Source organism: Methylobacterium sp. WL6 (assembly GCF_008040095.1).
Classification (GTDB): domain Bacteria; phylum Pseudomonadota; class Alphaproteobacteria; order Rhizobiales; family Beijerinckiaceae; genus Methylobacterium.
This window is the reverse complement of the sequence record NZ_VRVH01000085.1, coordinates 1-15,984: the sequence shown is the minus strand read 5'-3', so window position 1 is coordinate 15,984 and position 15,984 is coordinate 1. Positions and strand designations below refer to the sequence as shown.

The window sequence follows — 15,984 nt, the reverse complement described above, 5'->3', positions numbered from 1 at the left end:
CAGGTCCTGGTGCACGCCGCCGGGACGGAAGTAGTTGGCGTGGAGCCGGGCGCCCGAGGCCCGCTCGTAGAAGATCATCAGCTTCTCGCGCTCCTCGAAGCCCCAGAGCGGGGGCGTCAGCGCGCCGCGGACGGCGATGCGCCGACCAAGGCCGGCGACAAGGCCGACGCCGACGTCCTGGATTCGCCGGCCAAGCGCGTCGTCGAGGGAGAGCCCGCCGGCGCCGAGGCGGGCGTGCAGTCCGACCTACCGCGCGACGCGGTGCCGCCGCAGCCGGAAGCCTCGGGCGCGAGCGGGGACGCGCCCGCCGCGGAGCCATCGAAGCCCGACGCGGCGCCGTCCAAGACCGACCCGGCCACCTGAGACACGGAAAGCCAAAGCCATGCTGGCCGATCAGGATCGCATCTTCACCAACCTGTACGGGTTGCACTCGCCGGGCCTCGAGGCCGCGCAGAAGCGCGGCGCGTGGGACGGCACCAAATTCCTTCTCGAGATGGGCCGCGACTGGATCATCGACGAGATGAAGGCCTCGGGCCTGCGCGGCCGCGGCGGCGCCGGCTTCCCGACCGGCCTCAAGTGGTCGTTCATGCCCAAGAAGTCGGACGGGCGGCCGCACTACCTCGTGGTCAACGCCGACGAGTCCGAGCCCGGCACCTGCAAGGACCGGGAGATCATGCGGCACGATCCGCACCTTCTGATCGAGGGCTGCATGCTGGCCTCGTTCGCGATGGCGGCGCATGCCTGCTACATCTACATCCGCGGCGAGTACGTCGCCGAGAAGCACGCGCTGCAGCGGGCGGTCGACGAGGCCTACGCCGCCCGGCTCGTCGGGCAGGACAACGTCCACGGCTACCCGTTCGACATCTACGTCCACCACGGCGCCGGGGCCTACATCTGCGGCGAGGAGACGGCGCTGCTGGAAAGCCTCGAGGGCAAGAAGGGGATGCCGCGCCTTAAGCCGCCGTTCCCGGCCAACATGGGCCTCTACGGCTGCCCGACGACGGTGAACAACGTCGAGTCGATCGCGGTCGCCGGCACGATCCTGCGCCGCGGCGGCGCGTGGTTCGCGGGCTTGGGCGGCAAGAACAACACCGGCACCAAGCTGTTCTGCGTCTCCGGCCACGTCAACAAGCCGTGCAACGTCGAGGAGGAGCTCGGGATCACCTTCCGCGAGCTCATCGACAAGCATTGCGGCGGCATGCGCGGCGGCTGGGACAACCTGCTGTGCTCGATCCCCGGCGGCTCCTCGGTGCCGCTGGTGCCGGCCGAGCAGATCATCGACGCGAAAATGGACTTCGACACCCTGCGCAACCTCGGCTCCGGCCTCGGCACGGCGGCGGTGATCGTGCTCGACCGCTCGACCGACATCGTCCAGGCGATCGCCCGCATCGCGTACTTCTACAAGCACGAGTCTTGCGGGCAGTGCACGCCCTGTCGCGAGGGCACCGGCTGGATGTGGCGGGTGATGCTGCGCATGGCGGAAGGCCGCGCTCAGAAGCGCGAGATCGACATGCTGCTCGACGTCACCAAGCAGATCGAGGGTCACACGATCTGCGCGCTCGGCGACGCGGCGGCCTGGCCGATCCAGGGCCTGATCCGCCATTTCCGCCCCGAGATCGAGAAGCGGATCGACCGCTACAGTGCCAACCCGCATTCCGATGCGGTGCCGATGGCCGCGGAGTGAAGCCGATGACCGACCAGCCCGACAACCCGAGGCTCGTGTACCTCCGTCGCATCGAAGAGAATCTGGCGGGCGTCCATCGCCGGATCGACCGTCTCGAACTTCCGGTCGAGCGGATCGAGCGCAGGCTCGATCTCGCCGACACGACGCACTGAGAAGCGCGCATGACCAAAATCCTCGTCGACGGCATCGAGGTCGATGTTCCGGCCGAATTCACCCTGCTGCAGGCCTGCGAGATGGCGGGCGCGGAGATCCCGCGCTTCTGCTTCCACGAGCGGCTGTCGATCGCCGGCAACTGCCGGATGTGCCTGGTCGAGCTGAAGGGCGCGCCCAAGCCGGTGGCCTCCTGCGCCTACGCGGTCAAGGATTGCCGGCCCGGCCCGAACGGCGAGCCGCCGGAGGTCCTCACGCGCTCCGGAACGACGAAGAAGGCGCGCGAGGGGGTGATGGAGTTCCTCCTCATCAACCACCCGCTCGATTGCCCGATCTGCGACCAGGGCGGCCATTGCGATCTGCAGGACCAGGCGATGGCCTACGGCGTCGACTCGACCCGCTACGGCGAGAACAAGCGCGCGGTCGAGGAGAAGTACATCGGCCCGCTGGTGCGGACCGCGATGAACCGCTGCATCCACTGCACCCGCTGCGTCCGCTTCCTCGCCGAGGTCGCCGGCGTGCCGGATCTCGGCGCGATCGGCCGCGGCGAGGACATGGAGATCACGAGCTACCTCGAGGAGGCGATGGGCTCGGAGCTGCAGGGCAACGTCGCCGACCTCTGCCCGGTCGGCGCCCTCGTGCCCAAGCCGCAGAGCTACAACATCCGCCCGTGGGAGCTGTCGAAGACCGAATCGGTCGACGTGATGGACGCGGTCGGCTCGGCGATCCGCGTCGACGCCCGCGGCCGCGAGGTCATGCAGATTGAGCCTCGGGTCAACGAGGACATCAACGAGGAGTGGATTTCCGACAAGACCCGCCACCCCGTCGACGGCCTGCGCGTCCAGCGCCTCGACCGGCCGTACCTGCGCGAGAACGGCCGCCTGCGCCCCGCCTCCTGGGGCGAGGCCTTCGCCGCGATCGCGGCCAAGGTGAAGGGCACCGATCCCAAGCGCATCGGCGCGCTGGTCGGCGATCTCGCCGGGGTCGAGGAGACCTACGCGCTCAAGAGCCTGATGACCGCGCTCGGCGTCGCCAACCGCGATTGCCGCCAGGGCGGCGAGCGGCTCGATCCGGCCTGGGGCCGCGCCGCCTACGTGTTCAACCCGACGATCCCCGGCATCGAGGCGGCGGACGCGATCCTGCTCGTCGGCGCCAACCCGCGGACCGAGGCGTCGCTCCTCAACGTCCGCATCCGCAAGCGCTGGCGGATGGGGCCGCTCGCGGTCGGCCTGATCGGCGAGGCCACCGACCTCACCTATCCCCACACCTATCTCGGCGCCGGCACCGACACGCTGACGGCGCTCGCCAAGGGCGAGCACAGCTTCCTCGAGATCCTGAAGGGCGCCGAGCGTCCGCTGGTGATCGTCGGTGCCGCCGCGCTCGCCGATTCGGCGGTGCTCGCCGCCGCCGCCGCGCTCGCCAAGGACGTCGGCGCCGTCACGCCGGCGTGGAACGGCTTCGGCGTTCTGCACACCGCGGCCGCCCGCGTCGGGGCGCTGGATCTCGGCTTCGTGCCGGGGGAGGGCGGGCTCGACTTCGCCGGCATGATCGCGCCCGGCGCCCTCGACGTCGTGTTCAACCTCGGTGCCGACGAGTGCACGGTCGGGGCCGGCGCCTTCGTGATCTACCAGGGGACCCACGGCGACCGCGGCGCCTCCCGCGCCGACGTGGTGCTGCCGGGCGCCGCCTACACCGAGAAGAGCGCGACCTACGTCAACCTCGAGGGCCGGGTTCAGCAGGCCAACCGCGCCGGCTTCCCGCCGGGCGACGCCCGCGAGGACTGGGCCATCCTGCGCGCGCTCTCGGACGTGCTCGGCCACCGCCTGCCGTTCGATTCGCTGGTGGCCCTGCGCCGGGCGCTCTACGCCGAGCACCCCCACATGGCCGCCATCGGCAGCGTCGAGCCGGGCGACACGGTCGCGGCGGTCGATCGCCTGGCCGGCCTCGGCGGCGAGGTCGCGAAGGCGACCTTCGCTTCGCCGGTGCTCGACTTCTACCTCACCAATCCGATCGCGCGCGCCTCGCGCGTGCTCGCCGAATGTTCGAGCCTCGCCCGCGGGCGCGCCCTCGAAGCCGCCGAGTAAGGGGCCGCCATGACACCTTGGGAAACCGTGGGCCTCGTGCTGCTGCTGGCGCTGAAGAGCTTCCTGCTGCTCGCCTGCCTGCTCGTCTTCATCGCCTACGCGCTGCTTGCCGACCGCAAGATCTGGGCGGCGGTGCAGCTGCGACGCGGGCCGAACGTGGTCGGCCCGTTCGGCCTGTTCCAGTCCTTCGCCGACCTCTTGAAGTTCGTGCTGAAGGAGCCGGTGATTCCCGCCGGCGCCAACAAGGCGCTGTTCCTGCTGGCGCCGCTGGTCTTCGCGACGCTGGCGCTCGCGGCCTGGGCCGTGATCCCGCTCGCGGAGGGCTGGGCGCTCGCCGACCTCAACGTCGGCATGACCTACATCTTCGCGATCTCGTCGCTGGGCGTCTACGGCGTGCTGATGGGCGGCTGGGCCTCGAACTCGAAATACGCCTTCCTCGGTGCGCTGCGCTCGGCGGCGCAGATGATCTCCTACGAGGTCTCGCTCGGCTTCGTGATCATCTGCGTGCTGCTCTGCGCCGGCTCGCTCAACCTGTCGAAGATCGTCATCGCGCAGGACACCTCGCTCGGCATCCTCGGCTGGTACTGGCTGTGGCTGTTCCCGATGTTCGTCGTGTTCTTCATCTCGGCGCTCGCCGAGACCAACCGTCCGCCCTTCGACCTGCCCGAGGCCGAATCGGAACTCGTCGCCGGCTACATGGTCGAGTACTCCTCGACGCCGTACCTGCTGTTCATGCTCGGCGAGTACGTGGCGATCATGACCATGTGCGCGCTCGGCACGGTGCTGTTCCTCGGCGGCTGGCTCTCGCCGATCCCGTTCGCGCCCTTCACCTGGGTGCCGGGGCTGATCTGGTTCGCCCTCAAGGCCAGCTTCCTGTTCTTCATGATCGCCATGGTGAAGGCCATGGTGCCGCGCTACCGCTACGACCAGCTCATGCGGCTGGGCTGGAAGGTTTTCCTGCCCCTTTCGCTCGCCTCGGTCGTCGTCGTCGCCTTCGTGCTCAAGCTGACCGGCCTCGCTCCAGGTGCATGAGTGACGTCGTGCGTGAGCCTCACCCAGGAATCGGAGATCGCGGCATGAAGCTCGATCAGGTCGCCAAGGGCCTTCTGCTGAAGGAGTTCGTCTCGGGGTTCGTCCTCGCGATGAAGTATTTCTTCAAGCCGAAGGCGACGATCAACTACCCCTTCGAGATGGGCCATCGCGGGCCGCGCTTCCGCGGCGAGCACGCGCTTCGCCGCTACCCGAACGGGGAGGAGCGCTGCATCGCGTGCAAGCTGTGCGAGGCGATCTGCCCGGCGCAGGCGATCACCATCGAGGCCGGCCCGCGCCGCAACGACGGCACGCGCCGCACCACGCGCTACGACATCGACATGGTGAAGTGCATCTACTGCGGCATGTGCCAGGAGGCCTGCCCGGTCGACGCCATCGTCGAGGGGCCGAACTTCGAGTTCTCGGTCGAGACCCGCGAGGAGCTGCTCTACGACAAGGAGAAGCTTCTCCTGAACGGCGACCGCTGGGAGCGCGAGATCGCGCGAAACCTCGCGATGGACGCCCCCTACCGCTGACATCCCCGCCCCGTCGCCGGCGCCGCGGGTTGTGCGGCGCGGGAGCGGGTTCTATAGACGGCCGGCCGGGTCCGGACCGTTTTTGCGGACCGTTTTCTCATGAGGCAGAAGGGGCCGCTCCGGCGGCCGATCCCGACAAGCGCATGACCGCAGCCGCCGCCTTCTTCTACCTGTTCGCGGGCCTCACCATCGCCTCGGGCTTCATGGTGATCGCGTCCCGCAATCCCATCGCCTCGGTGCTGTTCCTGATCCTGGCCTTCGTCAACGCGGCCGGCCTGTTCGTGCTGATGGGCGCCGAGTTCCTGGCGATGATCCTGGTCGTGGTCTACGTCGGCGCGGTCGCGGTGCTGTTCCTGTTCGTCGTGATGATGCTCGACGTGGATTTCGCCCAGCTCCGGCAGGGGTTCCAGCAGTATCTCCCGGTCGGCGCGATGATCGGCGCGGTGTTCCTGATCGAGCTTCTTCTCGTCGTCGGCTCGTGGACGATCGATCCCGGCCTGGTGCAGGCGCCGCTCGGCAACGTGGCGGCGGGCGAGCACACCAGCAACACGGTGATCCTCGGCCGGGTGCTGTACACGGAATACGTCTACTTCTTCCAGATCGCCGGCCTGATCCTGCTCGTCGCGATGATCGGCGCCATCGTGCTGACCCTGCGCGACCGACCCGGCGTCAAGCGGCAGAACATCGCCCTGCAGAACGCGCGGACCCAAGGGGACGCGGTCGAGACCCGGAAGGTACCCTCGCGCCAGGGCGTCGAGGTCTGATGGCCGCGGCTCGGACGGCTTGGGCGACCCTGAAGACTTGGGCGGAGACAGCACGATGATCGGCCTCAGCCACTACCTCACGGTCGCCGCGATCCTGTTCACGCTCGGCGTGCTGGGGATCTTCATCAACCGCAAGAACGTCATCGTCATCCTGATGTCGATCGAGCTGATCCTGCTCGCGGTTAACATCAACTTCGTCGCGTTCTCGACCTACCTGAACGACATCACCGGCCAAGTCTTCGCCCTGTTCGTGCTGACCGTCGCCGCGGCCGAGGCCGCGATCGGGCTCGCCATCCTCGTGGTGTTCTTCCGCAACCGCGGCTCCATCGCGGTCGAGGACATCAGCATGATGAAGGGCTGAGCGGGGACTCCCGCGACGTCCTTCCGCCAGAAACCCGCTGCCCCGCGAGGCCGGACCGCACGATGTATCACGCGATCGTCTTCTTCCCGCTCATCGGCGCCCTGATCGCCGGGCTGTTCGGGCGCTTCCTCGGCGCGCGGGTCTGCGAGTACGTCACCACCGCCTGCCTCGCCTTCTCGGCGCTCCTGTCCTGGGGCGTGTTCATCGAGGGCGACCACGCCACGCGGGTGCAGGTCGCGACCTGGTTCACGGCCGGCGACCTCACCGTCGACTGGGCCTTCCGCATCGACACGCTGACCCGGGTGATGCTCGTCGTCGTCACCACCGTCTCGACGCTCGTGCACCTCTACTCCGTCGGCTACATGGAGGAGGATCCGCACCGGCCGCGCTTCTTCGCCTACCTGTCGCTCTTCACCTTCGCCATGCTGATGCTGGTGACGGCCGACAACCTCGTGCAGATGTTCTTCGGCTGGGAGGGCGTCGGCCTCGCCTCCTACCTGCTGATCGGGTTCTGGTACGAGAAGCCCTCTGCGAACGCGGCCGCGATGAAGGCCTTCATCGTCAACCGCGTCGGCGATTTCGGCTTCTCGCTCGGCATCTTCCTGGTCTTCGTGCTGTTCGGCTCGGTCGCCTTCGACGGCATCTTCCCGCGGGTGAACGAGCTCAAGGACGCGCATTTCCACTTCCTCGGCCAGGACTGGCACGCGCTCACCCTGAGCTGCCTGCTGCTGTTCATGGGCGCGATGGGCAAGTCGGCGCAGTTCCTGCTCCACACCTGGCTGCCGGACGCGATGGAAGGCCCGACCCCGGTCTCGGCCCTGATCCATGCCGCGACCATGGTCACCGCCGGCGTCTTCATGGTGGCGCGCCTGTCGCCGCTGTTCGAGCTCGCGCCCGACGCGCTGGTCTTCGTCACGGTCATCGGCGGCATCACCGCCTTCTTCGCCGCCACCGTGGGCCTGGTGCAGAACGACATCAAGCGGGTGATCGCGTACTCGACCTGCTCGCAGCTCGGCTACATGTTCGTCGCGCTCGGCGTCGGCGCCTATTCCGCCGGCATCTTCCACCTGTTCACCCACGCCTTCTTCAAGGCGCTGCTGTTCCTCGGCGCCGGCTCGGTCATCCACGCGATGCACCACGAGCAGGACATGCGGAACATGGGGTCCTTGCGCCGCTACATCCCGTTCACCACGGCGATGATGGCGATCGGCACCCTCGCGCTCATCGGCTTCCCCTTCACCGCCGGCTACTATTCCAAGGACGCGATCATCGAGGCGGCCTACGCTTCGACGCGTCCCGGGCACACCCTGGCCTTCCTCGCCACCGTGATCGCGGCGTTCTTCACCTCGTTCTACTCCTGGCGCCTGTTCTTCCTCACCTTCGAGGGGCCGGCCCGCTGGGGGGCGCATGCCCACCACGACGACCACGCGGCGTCGGCCGTCGCCCACGCCTCCGCGGCCCACGAGGCCGACGGCGCGCCCGGCCACACCGAGGGCGTCGCCCACGACGATCGCGGCCACGACGTCGAGCCGGCGCACAGGAGCGACCTCGTCGCCGACGACCATCACGGGCACGGCCATCACGGCGATCACACGCCGCACGAATCGCCCCTGGTGATGACGATCCCGCTCGGCGTGCTCGCCTTCGGCGCGCTCTTCGCCGGCCTGATCTTCAAGGACCGCTTCATCGGCGAGGGCATGGAGGCGTTCTGGGGCCACGCGCTGGCGCACGGCCCCGACAACCACATCATGCACGACATCCACCACGTGCCGGCGCTCGTCTCCTACGCGCCGTTCATCATGCTGGTGCTCGGCTTCGTGCTGGCGTTCGTGATGTACATCCGCCGGCCGAAGCTGCCGGCCGAGCTCGCCGCCCAGCAGCCGGTGCTGTACCGGTTCCTGCTCAACAAGTGGTACGTCGACGAGCTCTACGACCGGATCTTCGTGCGTCCGGCCAAGGATTTCGGCCTGTTCCTGTGGAAGCAGGTCGACGGCCGCGCCATCGACGGCGCCGGCCCGGACGGGATCGCGGCCCGCGTCGTCGACGTGACCCGCGGCGTCGTCCGCTTCCAGACCGGCTACGTCTACCACTACGCCTTCGTGATGCTGATCGGCGTCGCGGGCATCCTGAGCTGGTACCTGATGGCCGGCCTGCCGAAGCCGGGGGGGCACTGATGGGCCTCGCGTCGCAAGCCGCCCTCACGAACGGGATGGATCGCTAGATGTTCGGCTTAGGGCTCCTCTCCGGGCTGCTGATCGTGCCGCTCTGCGGCGCGGCCTTCATCCTTACCTTGTCGGGCGACGAGAAGGCGGTGGCGAAGAACGCCCGCTGGGCGGCGCTTGCCACCACGGTCGTCACCTTCCTGCTCTCGCTGGTGGCCTGGAACCGCTACGACGCGACCTCGGCGAGCTTCCAGCTGGTCGAGAGTCATGCCTGGCTCGCCGAGACGATCCGGTTCAAGCTCGGCGTCGACGGCTTCTCGATGCCGCTGGTGCTGCTGACGACGTTCCTGATGCCGTTCTGCATCGGCGCCTCGTGGCATTCCATCGAGACGCGGGTGAAGGAGTACTTCGTCGCCTTCCTCGTGCTCGAGACGACGATGATCGGCGTGTTCCAGGCGCTCGACCTGGTGCTGTTCTACCTGTTCTTCGAGGCCGGCCTGATCCCGATGTTCCTGATCATCGGCATCTGGGGCGGCAAGCGGCGCATCTACGCCAGCTTCAAGTTCTTCCTCTACACGCTGCTCGGCTCGGTGCTGATGCTGCTCGCCATCATGGCGATGTACTGGCAGGCCGGCACGACCGACATCCCGACCCTGCTCCAGACCCGCTTCCCCGTGGGCATGCAATGGTGGCTGTGGCTGGCCTTCTTCGCGAGCTTCGCGGTGAAGATGCCGATGTGGCCGGTCCACACCTGGCTCCCCGACGCGCACGTCGAGGCGCCCACCGCCGGCTCGGTGATCCTGGCCGGCATCCTGCTCAAGATGGGCGGCTACGGCTTCATCCGGATCTCGCTGCCGATGCTGCCGGATGCGAGCCACACCTTCGCGCCGCTCGTCTTCGCGCTGTCGGTGATCGCGATCATCTTCACCTCGCTCACCGCGCTGATGCAGACCGACATCAAGAAGCTGATCGCCTACTCCTCCGTGGCGCATATGGGCTTCGTCACCCTCGGCCTGTTCACCCTCAACGAGCAGGGCATCCAGGGCGCGCTGTTCCTGATGATCTCGCACGGCATCGTCTCCGGCGCGCTCTTCCTCGGCGTCGGCGTGGTCTACGACCGGATGCACACCCGCGAGATCGCCGCCTATGGCGGCCTCGTGAAGCGGATGCCGCTCTACGCGGTGGCGATGATGGTGTTCACCATGGCCAATGTCGGCCTGCCCGGCACCTCCGGCTTCGTCGGCGAGTTCCTGGCGATGATGGGGGCGTTCAAGGCCAACCCAACGGTGGCGTTCTTCTCGGTCTTCGGCATCATCCTGTCGGCCGGCTACGCCCTGTGGCTCTACGCCCGCGTGATCTACGGCAAGCTCGAGAAGCCCAACCTCCAGGGGATCCTGGACCTCGACAACCGCGAGAAGCTGATCCTCGCGCCGCTCGTCGCGCTGACGATCTACTACGGCGTCCACCCGGCCCCGATCCTCGACGTCTTCGCCCCCTCCACCGAGGCGCTGATGACGAGCATGAAGGCCGCCCTCTCGAACACGCAGACCGCGGCCGCCGCGCTGCCCCTCGCGCGCTGAAGGCAGGGCCAGAGATGCCGACCGTCCAGACCGTGCAGACCGTCCTGCCCTCGCTCACCCCGCTGCTGCCCGAGCTGATCCTCGGCATCGGCGTGATGGTGCTGATCCTCTACGGCGCCTTCCGCGGCGAGCGCTCCGTCGAGACCGTCAACGTCGGCGCCCTCGCGCTGCTCTTGGTGGCCCTGTTCGTGGTGATGTCGCAGCCGGCCGGCACCAAGGTGACCACGCTGTCCGGCAGCTTCATCCAGGACGGCTTCTCAAAGGTGATGAAAGCCCTGGTGCTGCTGGGCTCGACCGCGACGATCCTGCTCTCGCGCGACTACTTCCAGCGCGAGCGCATCGACCGGTTCGAGTTCCCGATCCTGATCGTGCTGTGCACGATCGGCATGCTGATCATGGTCTCGGCCAACGACCTGATCGCGCTCTATCTCGGGCTCGAGCTGCAGTCGCTCGCCGCCTACGTCATCGCCGCGTTCCACCGCGACGACCTGAAATCCACCGAGGCCGGCCTCAAGTACTTCGTCCTCGGCGCGCTCTCCTCGGGCATGCTGCTCTACGGTGCCTCGCTGGTCTACGGCTTCACCGGCACGGTGTCGTTCCCGGGCATCGTCTCGGCGCTGCACGAGGATGCCGGCTTCGGCATCGTGCTCGGCATCGTGTTCGTCGCGGCCGGCGTCTCGTTTAAGCTGGCGGCGGTGCCGTTCCACATGTGGACGCCCGACGTCTACGAGGGCTCGCCGACCCCGGTGACGGCGTTCTTCGCCTCCGCCCCGAAGATGGCGGCGATGGCGATGACGGTCCGCGTCTTCATCGGCGCCTTCCCCGACGTGACCGCGATCTGGCAGCAGATCATCGTGTTCATCGCCATCGCCTCGATGACGCTGGGCTCGTTCGCGGCGATCGGCCAGCGCAGCCTCAAGCGCCTGATGGCCTACTCGTCGATCGGCAACGTCGGCTACGCGCTGATCGGGCTGGCCGCCGGCACCGAGGAGGGCATCCGCGGCGTGGTGGTCTACATGATCATCTACCTCGCGATGACGCTCGGCGCCTTCGCGATCATCCTCTCGCTCCGCCGCCGGAACGAGATGTTCGAGACGATCGAGGACCTGTCGGGCCTCTCGCGCACCCATCCCTGGATCGCGTTCTGCCTTGCGATGATGATGTTCTCGCTAGCCGGCATCCCGCCGCTCGCGGGGTTCTTCGGCAAGTTCTACGTCTTCGCCGCCGCGATCCAGGCCAACCTCGTGGCGCTGGCCGTCATCGGCGTGGTCACCAGCGTGGTCGGGGCGTACTACTACATCCGCGTGGTCAAGATCATGTACTTCGACGAGGCCAAGGCGCCCTACGAGGCGATGGCGCCGGGCCTGCGCATCGTTCTCGCCCTGTCGAGCGTCGTCGTGATCCTGTTCTGGCTGCTGCCGGCACCGCTCGTCGGGGCGGCGGGCGCGGCAGCCAAGTCGCTGTTCTAGACCTTGGACTTCCGTCTCGGCGAGGGTGCGCGGGCGGCCGGGCACCGCCTTCACGTCCACGACCGCCTCGGCTCGACCAACACCGAGGCGCTCGACCAGGCCCGCGCCGGCGCGACCGGGCCGCTCTGGATCGTGGCGCGTGCCCAGGAGGCCGGTCGCGGCCGGCGCGGCAACGTCTGGGCCTCGATCCCGGGGAACCTGACCGCGAGCGTGCTCTGGCCGGTGGCCGGTGTCGAGCCGGAGCGGGTCGCCGGCCTCGGCTTCGTCGCCGGCAGCGCGCTGGTCGAGGCCCTGGACGCGGCCTGCGGCCCCGACTCGGCCGGGACGTTCGGCCTCAAATGGCCGAACGACGTGCTCGCGGGCGGGGCCAAGCTCGCCGGCATCCTGCTCGAGGCGGAGACGCTGCGGGGCGGCCGGCGGGCGGTGGCGATCGGGTTCGGCGTCAATGTCGCAGACGTCCCGGAGGCGTTTTCGGCCTCCGCCACCTCTTTGGCGGGGCTCGGATACCCACTTGATGCCGGCATGGTGTTGGCGGATCTGACGAATAAGCTTGCCGTGGCGGCCCGTATCTGGGATCGCGGACGGGGATTTCCTGAGATTCGCGAGCGTTGGCTCGCACGGGCCTCCGGCCTCGGATCGCGCATCGCGGTCCGCAGCGGGACGGAGACCCTGGTCGGCGATTTCGAAGACATCGACGAGGGGGGGCGGCTCGTGATCCTCGCCCCCGATGGAACGCGGCGGACCGTGACGGCGGGCGAGGTGCATTTTGGGACGGCCGCGACGGCGGCATGAGATGGATTCTGGATTTATGACAACGGGACAGGACGAGCTTGTCTTCCTGCCGCTCGGCGGCGTGGGCGAGATCGGGATGAACGCGGCGCTCTACGGCTTCGGGCCGGAGAAGGGCCGCAAGTGGATCATGGTCGATTGCGGGATGGGGTTCGCGAGCGAGGAGGCGATGCCCGGCGTCGACCTCATGTTCCCGGACCTCTCCTACATCGAGGAGCGCAAGAAGGACCTTCTCGGGATCTTCATCACCCACGCGCACGAGGACCATATCGGCGCGATCAGCGAGCTGTGGCCGCGCCTCAAGGTGCCGGTCTACGCGACCCGCTTCGCCAAGAGCCTGCTCGAGACCCGGCGCCTGTCGGAGCCGGGCGCGCCGAAGGTCGACCTGCGCGAGATCAAGCCGGGCCGGCGCGTGACGCTCGGGCCGTTCGAGATCGACTACGTGCCGGTCTCGCACTCGATCCCGGAATCGAATGCGGTGGCGATCCGCACCTCGGCCGGCCTCGTGCTGCACACCGGCGACTGGAAGATCGACCCGACGCCGATCCTCGGCGACGTGACCTCGGCCGAGGCCTTCCGCGCCATGGGCGACGAGGGCATCCTGGCGCTGGTCTGCGATTCGACCAACGTCGTCCGCGAGGGCTTCTCGCCGAGCGAGGCCGAGGTCGCCTCGACCCTGGCCAAGCTGATCGCGGCCGCGCCCCAGCGCGTGGCGGTGACGACCTTCGCCTCGAACGTCGCCCGCATCCGCGCGGTGGCCGAAGCCGCCAAGGCCTGCGGGCGCGAGGTGGTCGCGGTCGGCCGCGCCATGGACCGGGTCATCGACGTCGCCCGCGAATGCGGCTTCCTCGACGGGCTGCAGGAGTTCCGCCGCGCCGATTCGTGGCGCGACCTGCCGCGCGACAAGGTCGTGGCGCTGCTCACCGGCTCGCAGGGCGAGCCCCGGGCGGCGCTCGCCCGCGTCTCCCGCAAGGACCATCCGGACATCGCGCTCGCCGCCGGCGACCAGGTGATCTTCTCCTCGCGCGCCATCCCCGGCAACGAGCGCGACGTCGGCGCGATCATCAACGACCTGATCGAGCAGGGTGTCGAGGTCATCACCGACCGGACCGAGCTGGTCCACGTCTCCGGCCACCCGCGCCGCGACGAGATGGCCGAGATGTACGCCTGGACCCGGCCGCAGACGGCGATCCCCGTCCACGGCGAGGCGCTTCACCTCGACGAGCACGCGCGCTTCGCCCGCGCCCACGGCGTCGACAACGTGGTCAAGGCCCGCAACGGCACCCTGATCCGCCTGAGCCCCGGCAAGCCGGAGATCATCGACCACGTGAAGTCGGGCCGCCTGTTCAAGGATGGCAACGTCCTGATCGACGGGAAGGACCGCGCGATCCCCGAGCGGCGCAAGCTCGCCCAGGCCGGCCTCGTCTCGGTGGCGATCGCCATCGACGAGAGCGGCGAGGTGTTGGGCGAGCCGGCGGTCGACATCATCGGCCTGCCCAACCGCGGCCGCGGCGGCGCGCCGTTGATCGACACCGTGGTCGATTCGGTCTCGCGCACCCTGTCGGGCATGTCGAAGGGCAAGCGCCGCGACTCGGAGGCCGTCGAGAAGGCGGTCGACCGCGCCGTGCGCTCGGCCGTCAACGAGGTCTGGGGCAAGAAGCCCGCCTGCCACGTGCAGGTGGTCGAAGTCTGATCTTTACCCTCCCCCCGTTGCGGGGGGAGGGCGCCTGCGAAAACGTCGCTCCGCGCATTCGACCCGCATTCGCAGCGGCGATCCGGCTCTCGAGTCTCGGCTCGGACCGGCGCGTATCCGCTCCAACCCCGTCATCCCGGGGCCGCGAAGCGGAGCCCGGGATCCAGAACCGCCGGCGGCGTCGTCACCGGCACGCCGCGGCGGCTCTGGGTTCCGGGCTCGCCGACGGAGCCCGTGAACGACGGGTTCGGGTTGCCAGGGGGCTCCGGATCGTTAGGTCGATGGAGACCTCGAATGGGGCGCAGCGTCCTCTCGCGGAAGACAGTTAGGGAGAAACCAATGATCGGCCGGCTCAACCACGTCGCCATCGCGGTGCGCGATCTCGACGCCGCCTGCAAGGTCTATCGCGAGACGCTGGGCGCGACGCTGACCGCGCCGCTGCCGCAGCCCGAGCACGGCGTCACCGTCGTGTTCGTCGAATTGCCCAACAGCAAGATCGAGCTGATGGCGCCGCTCGGCGCGGATTCGCCGATCGCCAGCTTCGTCGAGCGCAACCCGGGCGGCGGCGTCCACCACGTCTGCTACGAGGTCGACGACATCATCGCCGCCCGCGACCGGCTCAAGGCCGAGGGCGCCCGCGTGCTCGGCACCGGCGAGCCCCGCATCGGCGCGCACGGCAAGCCGGTGCTGTTCCTGCACCCGAAGGACTTCCTCGGGACGCTGACCGAGCTGGAGCAGGTCTGATCCGGGTGAACGCGCTCCTGAAGGCCGTGGCGCGCACGACGCCGCGGACGCTCGGCGTCGTGCTGGTTCTGGTGGCCGCCTTCGTCGCGGTGGCGGTTCTGCAGTTCCGTCTCACGGTGTTCGGCGCGAGCGCGCTGTATTTCGTGGTGTGGTGGACGCTGCTCTTCGCGATCCTGCCGATCCGCAACCAGGCCGAGACCGACCCGGCCCGCGTGGTGCCGGGCCAGGATCCCGGCGCGCCGGCCGCGCCGCGGCTCCGCGAGAAGGCGATCTGGACGACGCTCGCCGCCGGCGCGGCCTTCCTGGTCGCGCTCGCCGCGTTTCCCCTGACGGGCCTCTAGGCGCCTTCCGCTCCCGGATGTCGCGTTGACAGCCCGTCGACGCCTGGCGAAAGCTTCGCCGTGGCGCGGCGCTCGACCGCCCGTCATCCCAGGACGACGGAGGATCGCATGCTGGCGCCGGGCGCAACGCCGGAGGGCGAGGCCGCCGCCGGTGCGGCGGCACGGCGGCTCCTGCCGATCGTCCTGGCGCTGTTCTTCACCTGGGGGCTCGCCACCGTTCTCGTCGACATCGTCACCCCGAAGCTCAAGAGCCTGTTCGCGCTGAGCTACGCCGAGGCGACGCTGACGCAGTTCGCGTTCTTCATCGCCTACGCAGTGGTCTCCCTGCCGGCCGGTCTCCTCGTCTCCCGCATCGGCTACATGCGCGGGCTGGTGCTCGGGCTCCTGGTGATGACGGCCGGCTGCGTGCTGTTCGCGCCCGCCGCGCGGGCCGGCGTGTTCCCGCTGTTCCTCCTCGCCCTGTTCGTGATGGCGTCCGGCATCGCGGTGCTGCAGGTCGCGGCGAACCCGCTGGTCGCGCGGCTCGGTGCGCCCGAGCGGGCGTCGAGCCGGCTGACGCTGGCGCAGACCTTCAACGCGCTCGGCACCACCGTCGGCC

At 68.9% G+C, this 15,984-nt stretch carries 15 protein-coding genes and 1 pseudogene; 15 read left to right on the top strand and 1 reads right to left on the bottom strand.

Annotated elements, in window-relative coordinates; all coding sequences use genetic code 11:
- Positions 1-126: pseudogene (locus FV230_RS13545) on the bottom strand (NADH-quinone oxidoreductase subunit D); the annotation flags it as partial.
- A 256-nt stretch (positions 127-382) separates the two neighbouring features.
- On the opposite strand from FV230_RS13545, the gene nuoF reads away from it, so the two are divergent.
- From nuoF to FV230_RS13470, 15 genes are all read left to right on the top strand, one after another.
- The gene (nuoF, locus tag FV230_RS13535; protein ID WP_147842755.1) at positions 383-1,684 is read left to right on the top strand and encodes an NADH-quinone oxidoreductase subunit NuoF; all 1,302 of its coding nucleotides are present in this window, start codon (positions 383-385) and stop codon (positions 1,682-1,684) included.
- Between the two features lie 5 nt (positions 1,685-1,689).
- Positions 1,690-1,836 (top strand): hypothetical protein, encoded by a 147-nt coding sequence (locus tag FV230_RS29645; protein ID WP_187275489.1) that lies wholly within the window; start codon positions 1,690-1,692, stop codon positions 1,834-1,836.
- 9 nt (positions 1,837-1,845) lie between these two features.
- Positions 1,846-3,918: an NADH-quinone oxidoreductase subunit NuoG gene (nuoG, locus tag FV230_RS13530; protein ID WP_147842754.1), complete on the top strand. Its 2,073-nt coding sequence runs from the start codon at positions 1,846-1,848 to the stop codon at positions 3,916-3,918.
- Positions 3,919-3,927: 9 nt separating this feature from the next.
- Entirely contained in the window at positions 3,928-4,950 is a 1,023-nt protein-coding gene (gene nuoH, locus FV230_RS13525; protein WP_147726109.1) for an NADH-quinone oxidoreductase subunit NuoH, read from the top strand.
- 44 nt (positions 4,951-4,994) lie between these two features.
- On the top strand, positions 4,995-5,483 hold the full coding sequence (gene nuoI, locus FV230_RS13520) for an NADH-quinone oxidoreductase subunit NuoI (RefSeq protein WP_147726108.1): 489 nt from the start codon (positions 4,995-4,997) through the stop codon (positions 5,481-5,483).
- 143 nt (positions 5,484-5,626) lie between these two features.
- Positions 5,627-6,247: an NADH-quinone oxidoreductase subunit J gene (locus FV230_RS13515; RefSeq protein ID WP_147726107.1), complete on the top strand. Its 621-nt coding sequence runs from the start codon at positions 5,627-5,629 to the stop codon at positions 6,245-6,247.
- A 55-nt stretch (positions 6,248-6,302) separates the two neighbouring features.
- Positions 6,303-6,608 (top strand): NADH-quinone oxidoreductase subunit NuoK, encoded by a 306-nt coding sequence (gene nuoK, locus FV230_RS13510; protein ID WP_147726106.1) that lies wholly within the window; start codon positions 6,303-6,305, stop codon positions 6,606-6,608.
- A 62-nt stretch (positions 6,609-6,670) separates the two neighbouring features.
- Positions 6,671-8,782 carry an NADH-quinone oxidoreductase subunit L gene (gene nuoL / locus FV230_RS13505; protein ID WP_147842753.1) on the top strand — a complete coding sequence of 704 codons (2,112 nt, stop codon included), beginning with the start codon at positions 6,671-6,673 and terminating at the stop codon, positions 8,780-8,782.
- A gap of 47 nt (positions 8,783-8,829) precedes the next feature.
- Positions 8,830-10,350: an NADH-quinone oxidoreductase subunit M gene (locus FV230_RS13500; protein WP_147842752.1), complete on the top strand. Its 1,521-nt coding sequence runs from the start codon at positions 8,830-8,832 to the stop codon at positions 10,348-10,350.
- A gap of 14 nt (positions 10,351-10,364) precedes the next feature.
- A complete protein-coding gene (gene nuoN / locus FV230_RS13495; protein WP_147842751.1) occupies positions 10,365-11,819 on the top strand; it encodes an NADH-quinone oxidoreductase subunit NuoN in 1,455 nt (484 codons plus the stop codon).
- A 3-nt stretch (positions 11,820-11,822) separates the two neighbouring features.
- Entirely contained in the window at positions 11,823-12,611 is a 789-nt protein-coding gene (locus FV230_RS13490; RefSeq protein ID WP_147842750.1) for a biotin--[acetyl-CoA-carboxylase] ligase, read from the top strand.
- A 16-nt stretch (positions 12,612-12,627) separates the two neighbouring features.
- On the top strand, positions 12,628-14,301 hold the full coding sequence (locus tag FV230_RS13485; protein WP_147726101.1) for a ribonuclease J: 1,674 nt from the start codon (positions 12,628-12,630) through the stop codon (positions 14,299-14,301).
- A 339-nt stretch (positions 14,302-14,640) separates the two neighbouring features.
- Positions 14,641-15,045 carry a methylmalonyl-CoA epimerase gene (mce, locus tag FV230_RS13480; protein ID WP_147726100.1) on the top strand — a complete coding sequence of 135 codons (405 nt, stop codon included), beginning with the start codon at positions 14,641-14,643 and terminating at the stop codon, positions 15,043-15,045.
- The gene (locus FV230_RS13475) at positions 15,042-15,386 is read left to right on the top strand and encodes a DUF1467 family protein (protein WP_147842749.1); all 345 of its coding nucleotides are present in this window, start codon (positions 15,042-15,044) and stop codon (positions 15,384-15,386) included. The genes mce and FV230_RS13475 overlap by 4 nt, the downstream gene beginning before the upstream one ends.
- A gap of 108 nt (positions 15,387-15,494) precedes the next feature.
- A partial coding sequence (locus FV230_RS13470) for an MFS transporter (protein WP_147842748.1) occupies positions 15,495-15,984 on the top strand: 490 nt, incomplete at its 3' end.

Excerpts from the sequence above, each read along its gene's own strand:
- nuoN (WP_147842751.1), top strand. The coding sequence starts at position 10,365 with ATGCCGACCGTCCAGACCGTGCAGACCGTCCTGCCCTCGCTCACCCCG.
- FV230_RS13515 (WP_147726107.1), top strand. The coding sequence starts at position 5,627 with ATGACCGCAGCCGCCGCCTTCTTCTACCTGTTCGCGGGCCTCACCATC.
- nuoG (WP_147842754.1), top strand. The coding sequence starts at position 1,846 with ATGACCAAAATCCTCGTCGACGGCATCGAGGTCGATGTTCCGGCCGAA.
- FV230_RS29645 (WP_187275489.1), top strand. The coding sequence starts at position 1,690 with ATGACCGACCAGCCCGACAACCCGAGGCTCGTGTACCTCCGTCGCATC.
- nuoL (WP_147842753.1), top strand. The coding sequence starts at position 6,671 with ATGTATCACGCGATCGTCTTCTTCCCGCTCATCGGCGCCCTGATCGCC.
- nuoK (WP_147726106.1), top strand. The coding sequence starts at position 6,303 with ATGATCGGCCTCAGCCACTACCTCACGGTCGCCGCGATCCTGTTCACG.
- FV230_RS13500 (WP_147842752.1), top strand. The coding sequence starts at position 8,830 with ATGTTCGGCTTAGGGCTCCTCTCCGGGCTGCTGATCGTGCCGCTCTGC.
- nuoF (WP_147842755.1), top strand. The coding sequence starts at position 383 with ATGCTGGCCGATCAGGATCGCATCTTCACCAACCTGTACGGGTTGCAC.
- nuoI (WP_147726108.1), top strand. The coding sequence starts at position 4,995 with ATGAAGCTCGATCAGGTCGCCAAGGGCCTTCTGCTGAAGGAGTTCGTC.
- nuoH (WP_147726109.1), top strand. The coding sequence starts at position 3,928 with ATGACACCTTGGGAAACCGTGGGCCTCGTGCTGCTGCTGGCGCTGAAG.
- FV230_RS13485 (WP_147726101.1), top strand. The coding sequence starts at position 12,628 with ATGACAACGGGACAGGACGAGCTTGTCTTCCTGCCGCTCGGCGGCGTG.
- mce (WP_147726100.1), top strand. The coding sequence starts at position 14,641 with ATGATCGGCCGGCTCAACCACGTCGCCATCGCGGTGCGCGATCTCGAC.